The 14,548-nt window shown below is 45.1% G+C and carries 14 protein-coding genes and 1 pseudogene; all 15 read right to left on the bottom strand.

The genetic code is table 11. The features are described from left to right. Positions 1-104 (bottom strand): annotated as a pseudogene (locus VFW36_RS10840) (50S ribosomal protein L13); the annotation flags it as partial. Between the two features lie 81 nt (positions 105-185). Beyond that, complete coding sequence (locus tag VFW36_RS10835) at positions 186-2,888, bottom strand: RecB-like helicase (protein ID WP_329658831.1); 2,703 nt, start codon at positions 2,886-2,888, stop codon at positions 186-188. Next, positions 2,878-5,220, bottom strand: a complete 2,343-nt coding sequence (locus VFW36_RS10830) for a PD-(D/E)XK nuclease family protein (protein ID WP_329658830.1) — start codon at positions 5,218-5,220, stop codon at positions 2,878-2,880. Before VFW36_RS10830 ends, VFW36_RS10835 begins: the two co-directional genes overlap by 11 nt. Before the next feature lie 121 nt (positions 5,221-5,341). Beyond that, positions 5,342-5,848, bottom strand: coding sequence for a FixH family protein (locus VFW36_RS10825; RefSeq protein WP_329658829.1), 507 nt, complete (start codon positions 5,846-5,848; stop codon positions 5,342-5,344). After that, the gene (locus VFW36_RS10820; RefSeq protein WP_329658828.1) at positions 5,841-6,536 is read right to left on the bottom strand and encodes a 3-dehydroquinate dehydratase; all 696 of its coding nucleotides are present in this window, start codon (positions 6,534-6,536) and stop codon (positions 5,841-5,843) included. Before VFW36_RS10820 ends, VFW36_RS10825 begins: the two co-directional genes overlap by 8 nt. A gap of 121 nt (positions 6,537-6,657) precedes the next feature. Then, complete coding sequence (locus tag VFW36_RS10810; RefSeq protein ID WP_329658826.1) at positions 6,658-6,864, bottom strand: DUF4006 family protein; 207 nt, start codon at positions 6,862-6,864, stop codon at positions 6,658-6,660. 11 nt (positions 6,865-6,875) lie between these two features. Then, positions 6,876-7,751: a c-type cytochrome gene (locus VFW36_RS10805; RefSeq protein WP_329658825.1), complete on the bottom strand. Its 876-nt coding sequence runs from the start codon at positions 7,749-7,751 to the stop codon at positions 6,876-6,878. Between the two features lie 53 nt (positions 7,752-7,804). Continuing rightward, the gene (locus tag VFW36_RS10800; protein ID WP_294915963.1) at positions 7,805-8,008 is read right to left on the bottom strand and encodes a cytochrome c oxidase, cbb3-type, CcoQ subunit; all 204 of its coding nucleotides are present in this window, start codon (positions 8,006-8,008) and stop codon (positions 7,805-7,807) included. Between the two features lie 10 nt (positions 8,009-8,018). Next, positions 8,019-8,711: a cytochrome-c oxidase, cbb3-type subunit II gene (gene ccoO, locus VFW36_RS10795; RefSeq protein ID WP_329658824.1), complete on the bottom strand. Its 693-nt coding sequence runs from the start codon at positions 8,709-8,711 to the stop codon at positions 8,019-8,021. Between the two features lie 14 nt (positions 8,712-8,725). Beyond that, positions 8,726-10,207 (bottom strand): cytochrome-c oxidase, cbb3-type subunit I, encoded by a 1,482-nt coding sequence (ccoN, locus tag VFW36_RS10790; protein ID WP_329658823.1) that lies wholly within the window; start codon positions 10,205-10,207, stop codon positions 8,726-8,728. 287 nt (positions 10,208-10,494) lie between these two features. Next, the gene (gene carA, locus VFW36_RS10785; protein WP_329658822.1) at positions 10,495-11,625 is read right to left on the bottom strand and encodes a glutamine-hydrolyzing carbamoyl-phosphate synthase small subunit; all 1,131 of its coding nucleotides are present in this window, start codon (positions 11,623-11,625) and stop codon (positions 10,495-10,497) included. Continuing rightward, a complete protein-coding gene (locus VFW36_RS10780) occupies positions 11,625-12,176 on the bottom strand; it encodes a DUF507 family protein (protein WP_329658821.1) in 552 nt (183 codons plus the stop codon). Before VFW36_RS10780 ends, carA begins: the two co-directional genes overlap by 1 nt. A gap of 72 nt (positions 12,177-12,248) precedes the next feature. Next, complete coding sequence (locus VFW36_RS10775; RefSeq protein WP_329658820.1) at positions 12,249-12,776, bottom strand: MotE family protein; 528 nt, start codon at positions 12,774-12,776, stop codon at positions 12,249-12,251. Beyond that, positions 12,773-13,195 carry a flagellar export protein FliJ gene (locus tag VFW36_RS10770; protein ID WP_329658819.1) on the bottom strand — a complete coding sequence of 141 codons (423 nt, stop codon included), beginning with the start codon at positions 13,193-13,195 and terminating at the stop codon, positions 12,773-12,775. Before VFW36_RS10770 ends, VFW36_RS10775 begins: the two co-directional genes overlap by 4 nt. 21 nt (positions 13,196-13,216) lie before the next feature. Continuing rightward, the gene (locus tag VFW36_RS10765) at positions 13,217-14,464 is read right to left on the bottom strand and encodes an adenylosuccinate synthase (RefSeq protein WP_329658818.1); all 1,248 of its coding nucleotides are present in this window, start codon (positions 14,462-14,464) and stop codon (positions 13,217-13,219) included. Positions 14,465-14,548: the final 84 nt, after the last annotated feature.

Raw genomic sequence — 14,548 nt, 5'->3', positions numbered from 1 at the left:
GTAGCAACATCAGTCATAATACGACCGAATGTTTTCCCTTCCGCATCGATCAAAACCCATTTACGTTCGATTTGCTCAGGTGAAGCAATTTTAGTAAATTTCATCTTGAGTCTCCTTTTAAAGTCTCTATAAATAGTGGCGAAATTGTACCCTTTTAAACTTATAATCTGCTGAAATTAAGTTTTTTATAAGCACTTAACCCATTCGATCCGATCTTCCAAGAGATAGCACAAATATCCCTCGACGTCCTCATTGTTCATTGAGCGTATCGCCTCAGCGTAGCGATTGATCTGTTCGGTGTGTTTGACTTCCTCTTCGCGACCGCTTTTATAATCGATGATTTTCCAACCTTCTTCACCCCTAATGAGCAGATCGATCACCCCTAGATTTCCGCTATGGCGTATCATCTGCTCTTTGTAGCGATCCCCTTGGATCAGCGTGCCAAAGTGCTCATTGTCTATTAAACGAGCAATCCGTTTTTCGATCTCCTCCATTGCACTGGGTTGAAGAAACGCACCGTAACGGTTGCGGGTCGATTCGAGAGACACCTTCAGCGATTCGTGACTAAACTCTCCCATCATCTCCAGCGTATAGTGCAGTGCCAACCCAAACTGCACCGCCGCATAATCATACGTTTCCTCTTTAAGAGAACTCGGTTTCTCTTCTTGACGACCGAACGAGAGGGCTTTAAAATTCAAAGACTTTTGCACGAGCGGCACATCAGTGCGATGCGTTTTGATCTCCAACGTCCCCCAATGAGACGGCGTAAGGCAGAGAGGATCAAACCATGAGTTTTTCGTTTTCGCGATAACACTGAGCGATTCCGCCGCGCGGGTCAGGGCAACATAGAGAGCATTGAGCTGATCCTCACCTGCAGCTTCTTTTTCGGCTTCGAGTGCTTTTGCGTAGAGGGGGTCGAGTAGTTCACGCCCTTTGATTCGATAATGCATTCCGCGAAGCACCGCCCCCTCATACTCATAGACTATCGCATCGTTACGACTTCGAGGGGTTCCGAGGCGATCGAGTACGATCACGTGCTCAAACTCTAGCCCTTTGGATTTATGGACGGTCATGATCCGAATCCCCCGCATATCGCTTTGGGGTGAAGTGCTCTCAAGCCGGTCTATCTCGAACACCACCTCTTCGATGTCTCGGTAGCTTCGCAATGCTTCGATAAACATCAATGCGCTCTTATCGGCAATCCGAAATCGTTTGATAAACGCGATCACGGCGCGCTCTACTTCATCCACATTCATCCGCTCTATGCTATGACTCTCCACACCCAGCAGTGCGGCGCAGTTGGAGCGATACATTTCCTCTCCGAAATAGCAATAGCGCAGATACTCGATGATGGCGCGGACACTTCGCTGTGCGATGAGGCGTGCGGTCGTCTCGGTCACGACGTCATATCCCCGCTCGCTGAGTACCTCTTCCACCGCACTCCCGTCTTTGTTGGTCGCGGTCAAAATAGCGATCTCTTCGGGTGCGGCACCCTGAGTGATCAACAGTGCAATCCTCTCGCTCAGTGATTCGAGCAGATCATCGCTAGACAGAACCTCAACATACCCTCCGCTATAGCTTTGCGGGCTTTGTTGAGGGATGTACCCTTTGATTTTCCCCTCGAAAGCACGATTCACAAAATGGACAATCTCACTGCGGGAGCGGTAGTTCACCTTGAGCGGTTCGAGCTTCACATCAAACAATTCCGCGACTTGATGAAACAGTGCACTCACACCTCCGCGAAAACGGTAGATCGATTGTTTCACGTCCCCGACGAAAAAGAAGCTCCCCCCCTCATTCACCCCCACACCGGAGCGGATCTCTTCGATCAACGGACGGAGGATGTCAAACTGGATAACACTGGTATCTTGAAACTCATCGAGAAGGAGATGCTTGAGTCGTGAATCGAGGCGAAAATAGAGAAACTCGCTCTCTAATTTTTCCCTCAGAAGCGTGTGGACGTTGAGGGTTATATCATCGAAACTGAGTTCATTGCTCTGCGTTGCCATGCTTTGTCGACTTTTGATATAGAGTTTGAGCACGGCAAACAGCTCTTTAAAATAAAGCACCTCGCGACGGCGCATTTGTGAAGCAACGGCACGCTGCAATTCATGAAGCAGTTCATCCATTCGAGGCTCATACGTTTTTTTAAAATCCCAGTACTCCATACTCGGTTTAAAAAGCCACGTTTTCTCCAACAGTTCCTCATAACTCTCAAACTCCATCGTTTTTCGGGCACGATCACTGAGCGGTTTTGAGAGACTCAACTTTGAGAGTTCACGAGCACACTCTAACGCATACCTTATAGACTCCTCCGGAGCATCTACCCCATCGTAACGCTGAATATCTAGCTCTTTGTATTTGGAATAGAGCCCAGAGAGGAGTGTGAAAAGATCCCCGAGCCGTTTATCGCTCAGTAACGAGAGATGAACCAGCGCCCCAGTTACTTGTGACACCTCCACTTCATTCAAAAATCGCTCTAACAAGGCGCTCTCATGATGGTTCTGCACCGTTTTAAACGTCGGCATCAACCCCGCATTGAGGGCAAATTTTCGCAAGATTCGACCGAAAAACTTATCCAACGTCGAGATTTGAATATCGGAGCGGAGAAACCTCGATAGAACGTTGGGACGCTCTTGTAAAATTTCCTCTTCGCTCATCCCGCAAAGGCGTGCAATTTGAGGCAGTTCACTCCGAGTTGGCAACTCTTCGAGGGTGAGGATGATCCGCTCCAGCATCTCGTTCGCCGCTTTATTGGTAAAGGTCAATGCCACGATCGACGAGGGAGCCTCCCCCATAAAAAGCAAACTCAGATAACGGACAACAAGGTTAAACGTCTTACCGCTCCCCGCACTCGCCTCATAGGCCAAAAACGGTTCAAACTCCACGCATCACCTCCCGATGACAGAGGTAGGTGTAGGGGCAGTGGCGACATCGGCTCAAATCCTCGCACATCTCCCAGCTCCATTGTTTTTGTGATGCCATAAGAGCTAATATTTCGCGCAATTTGGCGATTTTTGCCTCTAAAAACCGCTCGAACTTCAACTCACCGCTCCCCAAATCATAATAGCTGCATGCTCTCACCTCTCCGAGCTCTGAGGCGAGCAGTGCGTAGACACTGAGCTGATAATCGACATCACTCTCTTTGGGTTCTTTATCGGTTTCTGGGTACTTGCCGCTTTTATAATCGATCACTTCGAGTTTCCCGCCGTTTTCATCAATACGGTCGATCCGTCCTGTGAGTCGTATCCCCTCGACCTCACAGCTCACCTCTTTTTCACGGTAAAGTACCCTCACCCCTGAAGCAAATCGAGAAACTTCGCACTTATAAAAATCTTCCAGCTTATCGATCCACAGCCGCTTCATATACCTCTCCAGCGGGTCATCGCTGTGTTTCTCTACCCATAATCTGCTAATAGAGTCTTTGATCGCTGAGGGTTCCAAGTAACGATCATTCTCGGCATAGAGCTTATCCAAAACACTGTGAAGTTCATTACCGATGTCTCGTTCCTGCGACAAATCACGCGGTAGCTCATGTTCACGGATGTGCGCGATATAGCGATAATAAAAAGAGCGTTTACAGCTCAAAAAGGTTTTGATCCCGCTTGCAGAGAGGGGATGTGCGGTAAAATCGTATTCTCCCTCTATCACTCCGACATGCCGCTCATTAAAATGGGGAGTCGGAAAAAGAACTTCTTCATATCGGTATGCGGCGGGGGTGCTTTTGATCCCCAATTGGAGTAAAAAACGAGACGGCACCGACTCGGCGTTTTGGACACATCCGATCACCACCTTCTTGGCTCGATTACACACCATAGCGTAGTAGTGTTTTTGGAGCGATTCGCGATCATGGGCACTCGGCAATCCGGCATATTCGCGAGTTTTGGTGTTTAAAAAAATATCTTTTTCGCTCTTGTGAGGGACATACCCCTCATTGAAATCGATGATCACCACCCCATCAAACGCTACCCCGCGCGTCTCCAACAGCCCCATCACCGTTACCTTGCCTCCTCGAACATCGTCTATGCTCCGCTGGCGCAGGCGATTCATAAAGATTCGCAATACCGATCTGAACTCCATCTGCTCCAAGGCATGGGAGAGATGGCTAATGTGTTGTATCTCATCGCGGATGATCTCGAGGGAGCCTTCATCGGCATCATCGAACATCGAAATCAGCTCTTCGAGATCGCCTAAGCGAAACTTTTGAGGATAATGGGTTTTGAACCACTCTATCGTGGTACTTTTGACATTGCGTACCCGCTCACGGTTCAATACGTTCATCTCATCCAAAAAGAGGGTAATACTCTCGATCTCTCGATAGAGGGCGCTATTGGAAAACGGCTCTCCCATCGCAAAGTTGAAATTTCCCTCTGTGTCGAACTCCCGCAGCATCTGCGCCGCATCTTCATCGGGCAGTATGATGGCAATCTTCTCAGGTGCGATCCCCTCCTCTACAAACGCTTCAACCGAGGCTTTGATAAATCCGATTTGCGCCAGTCGGGTATGAAACACTTCACATGTAATAGCACGATTCATATAAAGAGGCTTATCCGAGATGATCCGTATCGCACTGAGCGACAACCGATACTCCCGAGCCTCAAGGAGTTCAAACCCCATCTCCTCCAAACGTGCCGTCATTTTTCGATTATATGCCGTCGTGTTGTATTGAAGTATTACTTCCAAATGCGTAGCACACTCTCGTAAGAGCGCGATCTCATAGCGGCTCAGGTACCCCTCGACCACAATCGTTATACGATCATAGTTACGCAAAAAATCGTGCTGGATGGTCGTATGGCTAGAGTTAAATATCCTATCCGCCCATCCTTCGCGTGCACATATCTCGCCGTATCGTTCACGCAGTCTTGTAAGAATCGCGATATGCTCTTCATACTCACCGTACACATCTACCGCTTGGAGAGTTTCGACACTGACCTGCTCACTGGAAAGCTCTTCGAAAAATCGGAACAGATATTCGGAGTTTTGGATAAAGCTGAAAAAGTTTCGCTCGATGTTGAGTGCTCTAAAGGCTGAAAAATCGGACGCTTCGTGCATCGCCAAAAGGCGTAAATCCTCATCTGGGACGATTTTCCCGACCGCGACGTACGCACGGGAGAGAAACTCACCCATACTCATCATGTGCGGAAGAAAACTCTCAGATGAGACTGCCACTGCCTCTCGAATACACCGCGATGTAGGATAAACGATACACTCTTTAGTCATCCAGAGTCCCTATAGTTTTTTACATAATAACGAATTATTGATTGGATCTAAAAAATATGTCATTGTGGTAAGTATTGTAGGATATTTCCCCTAAAGGGGAAGAAGAATCGAAGTAAAAAAATTAAAACTCGGATGTTTCCGGTTTACGAGTATCAGCTTTGATATTGTAGTAACGTTGAACACTACCCACAGAGATTTTAGCCATGATGTCCCATCGTCCCGCTTTAGGAAGATCGACTGGAGCAAATGCATATTTTCCTTCCGAAACCGTCGGACTTGAGAGATTAACGTCGCATTTGTTATTATCAGGTCGTGTCAAAACAACTTGAAATTTTGCATCATTAACCGCTTTCCCCGCTTTATCGGTGAGGTTATACTCAATAACCGTCCCTTTTTCAGAAATTTGCGGCGTCAAAAAAGCGATTGAATATTTTTCATCAAACGCAATTTTTGCTTCAATAATTTCGTTTGCATCTCTATCGTATTCATGATAATTTTGCATCCCGTAGTCTGACATTTCAACAGGGTTATTAATAGCTGTTTTGATTGTTACAACACCGAACCCTATAACAATAGCTGTAGATACGGCTATGATAATAGGCCACTTTGTGCCGGGATTTTTAAACATTATCTTCCTTTTTACGACGAAAATACCGTCCATATACATATCGGAAAAGACCGTATGCAATGATACCGTAAAAAACTAATCGTAAAATATCGATAAAATTCTTACTGCCGTTTCCGGCGGATGAACTGAGAGTAACCCCATGAGATGCAGCTATTTGATCTGCCGTATCACTGTAGCCGTTATACATAGCAACAGAGTACTTTTGAACCGTTTCGTTCCCTTTTGTTTTCTCAGCCAAAATAGGCAAAACTGTTCCCCCGCGATTTACGATTAGCTCTTTGGCTTCGTCATAACTGCGAGCGAACATAATAGCACTCACGACAGAGCCGATAAAGGTCGCATTAGGGCTTAAAATCTGAGATTTGTTAAAATGCTCATATAAAGAGACGGGACGAGCTAAAATATCGACCTGCTGTCGAAGTTCTACAAACGTCATAATGACAGATGGCTCACCAACATTTTGCGCTAACTCTTTTTCAAAATCAGCAACACTTTGATTTTGATCCAAATCACGCATCATCACCAAATAGAGTGAAACACCGGTTTTAGCTTTTAGTTCCGTACCGATTGCATTGATCTGCTCTGCAAATTTTGGGTTGTTAACAACATCGTCTTTATATAAATATTCCGCATGAAGAGAGAAGGTAAATAAAAGGGTGAGGGCCGCTAGCCCTCGCGAGAGTAACAAAAGCTACCCTTAACCGACGAAAAGGTGATTCGGTGTTAAAACCGCCCACAACGTAACCGCTGCGGAAATCACCAATGTAATTGTGATGAGTTTATCCATGATACTTGCCATCTAAAACCCCTTATTTAACATCAACACGATGAGTAGCATTTTCGGTGCTAAACATCTTGATGTCTTTTTCATTTTCAACTTGGTAATAGTTCGCTGCACTACCTTGTTGTACACCCAATCCCCACACGGTTAAACCCGCGAGGATAGAGAGAAGCAACACGGTTGCGATCAACATACCGGTGATACCGTCCAATGCAAAAACACTACGATTTTCCATTATGACTCTCCTTATTTGCTAAGGCCGGTGACATAAGCACCAAGCGCTTTTACTTGAACATCTGTCAAGTTATTGAATGCCGGCATCGCACCGATTGCACCTTTTTTACCGTGTTTCAATACATTCGCGACAAGCGTAGGATTGAAAGTAGCAATGCTTGGAGCAACCATATCTGTACCTTTACCGTCAACACCGTGACAAGCAGCACAAGCACCTGCGAATACATCAGCACCTTCAGTGCCTTTCATTCCGCCCGCAACATATTTTGCTACTTTATCGATCTCTGCATCAGTGATCAAAGCACCTGTGTTAGCATTCATCAAACCGTTACGATCCGGCATTGGCATTTCAACACCGAGAAGTTGGTTATTTGAACCGTTATTGATAACGTGTTTGATTGATTTCTCTTCCAAACGTTTATTCAAGTTCGCCGCTTTTCCATCGATACCGTCCGCTTGAAGACCGTGACATGGAGCACATTGTACAATAAATACAGATCCGCCCATCTCTTTAAGAGTAGCATCGTCCATATTTGCGTATTGCGCTTCAAATTTAGCATCATGAGCCGCAACATCTTCATTGTACTCACCGATTTGTGAATACGCACCAACAGGATACCCTTTAAGGAAATACCAGATCGCCCAGATTACAAGACCAAGAAAAATAATCGCCCATCCGAAAGGAAGTTCGTTTTTATATTCTCCGATACCGTCCCAATTTTCATCAGCAAGCTTACCGCCCGCTTTATCCGTTTGCATTTGACGGATATATTTCAATGCTACGAAAATCGCGATCGTTGCCGTTGCGACTGCTCCGAGCATAGCCAATTTGTTGACGATGTCATCACCTACTTGTCCGCCGGCAATAACCCATGTAAGGCCAAGCAATGCGAGTACGAAGACAACACCGAATACCATTAACTTATTCATTATGGCTCCTTCTATTTTATCTCATCGTTTTTCGAGATCGCCTCGATCGGTTGATCGGTGATCTCGTCATTCAGCGCGATATTGCCGTACTTTTCGTAATCGCGTGTCCCCTTTTTCTGCGCACTGTAAAGGTGATAGATGTACGAATACAACACCACCACTAAGAACGCTGTAAACCCAAAGTAGGCATACGCTTGAAGTGTACCAATATCCACGCTCACATCCTTATTTTAAGCTGTTAAGATACGCGATCATCGCAACGATTTCAGGGATTTGACCCGCTGCAACCGCATCTTTAACATCTTGGTCTTTCATGTCTGCCGCAACAGCTTTTGCTTCTTCGAGAGCCGCAGCTTTTGCTTCATCTAATGTTGCTGCCAATGGAACCGTTGCTTTCGTACCGTCTGCCATTGGGATTTCAGCGTTATAAGGTGTTTTGAACACTTTATTAACCGTTACTTGCTCAGCATATGCTGTGTCAATATCCGCAGCATTTTTGAACATCCAGCGATATGCCGGCATGATTGAACCCGGAACAACCGCTGCAGGATCTTTCATGTGATTTTCGTGCCAATCGGTTGTACGGTAGTTACCTACACGCATCAAATCCGGTCCGGTACGTTTTGATCCCCAAAGGAATGGACGATCATACGCATACTCACCGCTCAAAGAGTAGTGACCGTAACGATCTGTTTCCGCTTTAAACGGACGAACCAATTGAGAGTGACATCCCATACAGTTGTTTTTAATATAAATATGACGACCAGCAAGTTCCAACGTCGTGTAAGGTTTAGTCCCTACAGTCGGTTGAGACGCTTGCGCAAAGTTTGGCAAGATCTCGATAAGACCTGCAAACGCGATTGTTAAGAACACCGCTACCGCGAAAAAGAACGGGTGTTTTTCTAACCAGTGAAACATTTTTCCCCTCCTTATTATGCGCCCATCGGCGATGCGTTTTGAAGTTCACTCTCTTCAACACGGCGAGAGCTTGTCATTGTTTTGTACATATTGTACGCGAACAAGAACATACCTACGAGATACAACGTACCACCAACAGCACGGATTGTGAAATATGGGTGCAATACAGCAACCGTATCGATGAATGAGTAAGCAAGGTTACCGAACTCATCGTGCGCACGCCACATCATACCTTGTGTGATACCTGCGATCCACATAGATGTGAAATACAATACAACACCAAGAGTTTGAATCCAGAATTGTGTATTCATCAATGATTTAGAATAAATCTCACGTTTGTATACACGTGGAGCCATGTGGAACAATGCAGCCATAATCATGAATGCAACCCAACCAAGAACACCGTCATGTACGTGACCAACGATCCAGTCTGTAAAGTGAGCCAAAGCATTAACTGATTTGATCGCTTGAATCGGACCTTCAAGTGTAGAGAACATGTAGAACGTAGAAGCCAAGATCATAAATTTGATCAACGGACTGCTAGCTACTTGTTGCCATTCACCCTTCATGGTCAAGAGCATATTAATCGCAGAACCCCATGATGGGAGAATCAATACAACCGAGAATACAGAACCCATAGTTTGCATCCAATCCGGTACAGTTGAATAGATCAAGTGGTGTCCGCCTGCCCAAAGGTAAACAAACATCAATCCCCAGAACGCAAGCAAAGAGAGTTTATATGAATAAACCGCTTGTCCTGATTCTTTTGGAAGGAAGTAATAGATCATCGCAACGATAGGTACAGTGAACCCGAACGCAACCGCGTTATGTCCATACCACCATTGTACCAACGCATCATTTGTACCAGAGTACATTGAAACAGAGTGATACCATGCACCGATTCCGCCTGATGCGAAATACGTTGGAATTTCCATATTGTTGAAAAGATACAACATAGCGATACCCAAGAAAGTAGCGATGTAGTACCAAATAGAGATATAAAGTGATTTTTCACGGCGAATACCGATCAAACCAAATACTGACATACCCCAAATAACCCATACCAAAACAACAGCAATATCGATTGGCCATTCAAAATCTGCATATTCTTTACCGGTAGAAATACCGAGCAATAATGTACCGACTACCGCTACTACAACCAACAAGTAGATAAAAAAGTGCAATTTAGCGAGGAACATCAAAAATTTTGATTCCGCCATAGACACTTTTAATACACGTTGACCGACGTAGTACCATGTAGCCCAGATACCGCTAAGGGTAAATCCGAAGATTACCGAGTCAGTATGTAACGGACGAAGACGGCTAAAGTTGGTGTACTCTGCCAATCCCTCTCCCGCCATTAAATTTACACTTGGATACGCCATTTGCCACGCCAAAATAACGCCGACAAGCATCCCGACAATACCGAGAACAACAGTTACAAGCATAAACCACTTAGCAACCGTGTAATCATACTCCAATGGACGATTCTCCATTTACGACCTCCTTAAAGATTCAAAGCATAAGAGCCGATTAGGGCACCTCTGACTTCACAAAACCGTGAAATCAAAGATGCCCTTAACACTTTTGTAACAAAAGTAGGCTATTAGACACTCTAATAATAGCAACCGGAGTATTTAAGAAATCTTAAATTATTAAACATTTTTAACACTTTTGGAACAAAGTGATAATTTTAAGTATATATAAAGCATTAGGGGTAAAAAAGTAACACTAGTAGGATTTTTTATCGTCAAATCAAGGGAAATTATCCCCTTAATCTAAATTAGCGCTGAAGAAGTTGAAGAAATTCGCTAAAAATATATCGGCTCTCTTTAGGTCCCGGACTGGATTCAGGGTGGTGCTGTACCGAAAAGACATGTCCGCTGTTGTAACGCAATCCTTCGATTGTGTTATCAAACAGATTGATATGGGTAACTTCGGCGATCTCACGTACCGATTCAGGAACATTATAATTATGATTCTGTGCCGTAATCTCTACCATTCCCGTTTTGAGATTTTTGACCGGATGGTTTCCGCCGTGGTGACCGAATTTGAGTTTGTGTGTATCGTACCCGTGTGCAATACTAAGTAGCTGATGTCCCAAGCAGATACCGAATAATGGAATCTGACGAGCAATGAGTTTTTTGATCTCATCTTGTTCTTGTTTCAATACCAACGGATCTCCCGGTCCGTTGGAGAGAAAAACACCGTCAATCTCTTTAGCGTCATAGCGTGCGATCAACGTATCCGCACTAAAGCTATTTGGAAGGACTTCCACTTCCAATCCCGCTTCAGTCAGTTCATTAAGGATATTACGCTTTACACCGAAATCGATTGCGGCAATGCGCGCTTTCGGAGCAGGTGCATCGTTATAGCGGAAATTGAAAGGATCATAAATCCCGTTACGATGGATATACGATGTTTTCGTACTCACCTCTTCAATGTAGTTGATCTCTTCGATACGAGGAGAACTCTCCAGCATTTTTTTGAGTTCTTCTTTGTCCGACACTTTCGTCGAAGCGATCATCATCATCGCCCCTTGGGTGCGGAGCATTTTAGTGATATAGCGGGTATCAATATCGCAGATACCGATAATCCCGTGTTTTTCCAAAAAGGTATGTAATGCCTCTTCGGCACGAAAACTGGAGTGCTGAGATTGATACTGACGTACGATAACCCCTTTGCAGTGCGCACGAGAGCTTTCCATATCTTCGCTGTTTACACCGACGTTACCGATCTCCGGCATCGTAAAGGTGACAAACTGCCCTGCATACGAGGGATCAGTAATGATCTCCTGATAGCCGCTCATCGAAGTATTAAAAACAATCTCCCCAACCGCCGTCGTATCGGCACCGAAACTTTTGGCACTAAGATAGGTGCCGTTTTCGAGATAAATCCACGCATCACGTAACATTACGCCATCCCCCGTCTAACCAATTCATCTTTATAGAGTTTTTCATACACGATCTCATACTCGTCCGTCCCCGGAATCAAGTTACGTTTGTAGCTTTTGATCTTTTGGAATACGGCTGACTCGATTTCGCTCGAATCGGCGATAGAACCGGTAATCGCATCGTAGATGATATTTTTGATACGGTTTTCACTCACATCATAGTTAATCAAATCTTCTTCATAGAGTTCGTTGAGAATTTGGTGGGCAATATCCGAATAGCGATCTTCGTAGGAGAGGACAACACCGAACTCCGGCGCCAATTTCTTTTTGATCATGAAAAAGAGTTGTCGCTCATCGGCAAGATAAAAATCGATCTGATCTTCGTTGGCATTAACGATCTCTTTGACTTTTTCTTCGAGTGCCATCTCTTTTTTGATATTGGCGGTCAAGACCTTTTCGGCCTCTTTGGCGGTACTTTCAAGCCCTTTGGTCATAGTGACCAATCCGCTGCGGCTAAGATCGACAGCGATTCGCGTCGCGATATGGGGTACGTGTGTCAGTGAAACCTTCATTGCCAGCCCTGAGTGAAATTTTTTGCATTTTAGCCTAAAATACCTCTCAAATCGCTTAGGGGAAATACGGAGTTATTTAGGAGGCTCCGGTATTTTTCTCAATTTGTCGGTAATTTCAGACCCTTTTTTCGGGTCCATCTTCGCCAATATTTGTCCGACCACTTTAGAATTCAAGGTACTCATTATATCCGCAGCATCGGATGAGGGCATTTGAGAAAGGATTTGTGCCGAAGCTGAGGGCTTCATTTTGGCAAATGTTTGAGAAACTTTGTCGCTTTTGAGTTGTTTAATCTGCTCCAAAACTTTTTTGTTTTCATCCAACATTTTTTTGATCGACGCCTCTTTGGCTTTGATCTCATTTAGTTTTTGATCAACTTTGACATCTTTGCCTTGTACCATCGCCTCTTTTTTACGCAACAGCTCTTCCGTCGCTCGTTTAAGTGAATCGAGCGATTGTTTTTGCTCATCAATCCGCTCTAATTCGACCAATAGTTCGTTTTTACGATCTTCGAATATTTTGGTACACTCATACGATTTTGTTGCCGGAGCACCGTATAGTGCGCTCATCATTACGAGTATTATCAAACCGATTTTTTTCATAGTGCCTCTTTTTTATAGGTCATTGTACCAATCTCATCGAGCATTTTAGCCTCTTGCGTTTTAAGATGCTTTAATGCGGCATTCATCTCTTGTACTTCCAAGTATTTAAATTTCTCGTAATCTATCATAGCCGCTTTAAACCGCTCTCGCATTTGATGTTGTCGGTGTTCAGCACTCAACAATGCTTGCTTACACCTCTCGATCGTTTGGTGCTGTGCGTGGATCATCGCCGCAGCTTGGGTGAATTCCCCTACACTTCCTTGTGTCGGTAAGCTCATCTGGGAGAGTTCTTCATAAGAAGTATTCAATTTTTCGGTAGCGGAAGCGAGAGCATTATTAGCGGAGATGAGGGCGCGCTCGGCCGTGTCTAGAGCCTTTTTTTTGAGTTTAACCAAAGGCTCGTAACGCGACTTAGCCATAAGCGCTCCTCCTTAGCAGGATTACAAAATAATTGTATCGTTTCGATCCGGTGATGTAGAGATCATACCTATTTTAGTTTGCGTCAACTCTTCGAGTGCACGAAGATACTCTTGTGCCGTTACCGGAAGATCTTCAAAACGACGAACACCTTCGGTTTTATCCCATCCCGGGAATGATTTATAGACCGGTTTGACATTTTCGAGATCAAGCGGCAAATAATCGATCACTTCACCGTTCACTTCATACGCCACACACACTTCGATCGTCTCGAAACCATCCAGTACATCGAGTTTCATAATAGAGAGATCATCACATCCGTTCAAACGGCTCGCATAGCGACATGCTACGGCATCAAACCATCCGCATCGGCGAGGACGTCCGGTAGAGGTTCCGAACTCATGCCCCACTTTACGTAAACGCTCACCGATCTCACCGTGATCTTCAGTCGGGAACGGTCCGTTTCCGACACGGGTACAGTACGCTTTTACGATCCCCGTTACTTTACCGATGTCTTTTGGATTGACCCCAAGACCCGTACACGCACCCGCTGAAATGGTCGATGAACTCGTAACGTACGGATAGGTGCCGTGGTCGATGTCTAGCATCGTCCCCTGCGCCCCTTCGAGAAGAATTTTTTGTCCTTCATCCATAAGCTTCCACGCCATTTGAGTCGTATTGGCTAAAAACGGTACCAATTTTTCAGCATACCCAGTTAACTCGGCAACCAAATCTTCACGACTTGGCAAAGCAATTTCTAACGCTTCAAAAATAGCTTTGTTTTGCTCGAAATACTCCATAACGCGATTGGTCAGTGTCTCTACATCGCGAAGCTCTCCGAGACGGAATCCCGCACGGGCGATTTTTTCACTGTAAGCCGGCCCGATACCGCGACCTGTGGTACCGATCGCTTTTTCACCGCGAAGTTTCTCTTTGGCTTGATCGATCAAAATATGAAACGTCAAAATCATGTGAGCGGATTCAGAGACGAATAAACGGCCGAGCAAGTTATCAAACTGTTTCATCTCTTTGATCAACGCTTCAGGAGAAACAACCACACCGTTACCGATGATATTGATCGCTTTCGGGTTCAGAATCCCTGATGGGATCAAATGAAGAGCATGCGTTTTACCGTCAACGACGATGGTATGTCCTGCATTGTGCCCCCCTTGATAACGGGCGACACAATCATATTTTTGCGCGAGTAAATCGACGATTTTCCCTTTTCCTTCGTCTCCCCACTGGATACCGACAATCAAATCTGCTTTCATAAATAATCCTACTTTTAGTTATTGGTGTAATGCGTCGATCAACGCATCGGTGTAAATAGCGAATCCGACCGAAACGGTTTCGTC

It is taken from the genome of Sulfuricurvum sp. (assembly GCF_036279695.1).
GTDB lineage: Bacteria > Campylobacterota > Campylobacteria > Campylobacterales > Sulfurimonadaceae > Sulfuricurvum.
This window is presented reverse-complemented; position numbering and strand designations above follow the sequence as displayed.

Bases quoted from the DNA above. Each gene is read 5' to 3' on its own strand.
- VFW36_RS10830 (WP_329658830.1), bottom strand. From the start codon at position 5,220: ATGACTAAAGAGTGTATCGTTTATCCTACATCGCGGTGTATTCGAGAG.
- VFW36_RS10825 (WP_329658829.1), bottom strand. From the start codon at position 5,848: ATGTTTAAAAATCCCGGCACAAAGTGGCCTATTATCATAGCCGTATCT.
- VFW36_RS10810 (WP_329658826.1), bottom strand. From the start codon at position 6,864: ATGGAAAATCGTAGTGTTTTTGCATTGGACGGTATCACCGGTATGTTG.
- ccoO (WP_329658824.1), bottom strand. From the start codon at position 8,711: ATGTTTCACTGGTTAGAAAAACACCCGTTCTTTTTCGCGGTAGCGGTG.
- ccoN (WP_329658823.1), bottom strand. From the start codon at position 10,207: ATGGAGAATCGTCCATTGGAGTATGATTACACGGTTGCTAAGTGGTTT.
- carA (WP_329658822.1), bottom strand. From the start codon at position 11,625: ATGTTACGTGATGCGTGGATTTATCTCGAAAACGGCACCTATCTTAGT.
- VFW36_RS10780 (WP_329658821.1), bottom strand. From the start codon at position 12,176: ATGAAGGTTTCACTGACACACGTACCCCATATCGCGACGCGAATCGCT.
- VFW36_RS10775 (WP_329658820.1), bottom strand. From the start codon at position 12,776: ATGAAAAAAATCGGTTTGATAATACTCGTAATGATGAGCGCACTATAC.
- VFW36_RS10770 (WP_329658819.1), bottom strand. From the start codon at position 13,195: ATGGCTAAGTCGCGTTACGAGCCTTTGGTTAAACTCAAAAAAAAGGCT.
- VFW36_RS10765 (WP_329658818.1), bottom strand. From the start codon at position 14,464: ATGAAAGCAGATTTGATTGTCGGTATCCAGTGGGGAGACGAAGGAAAA.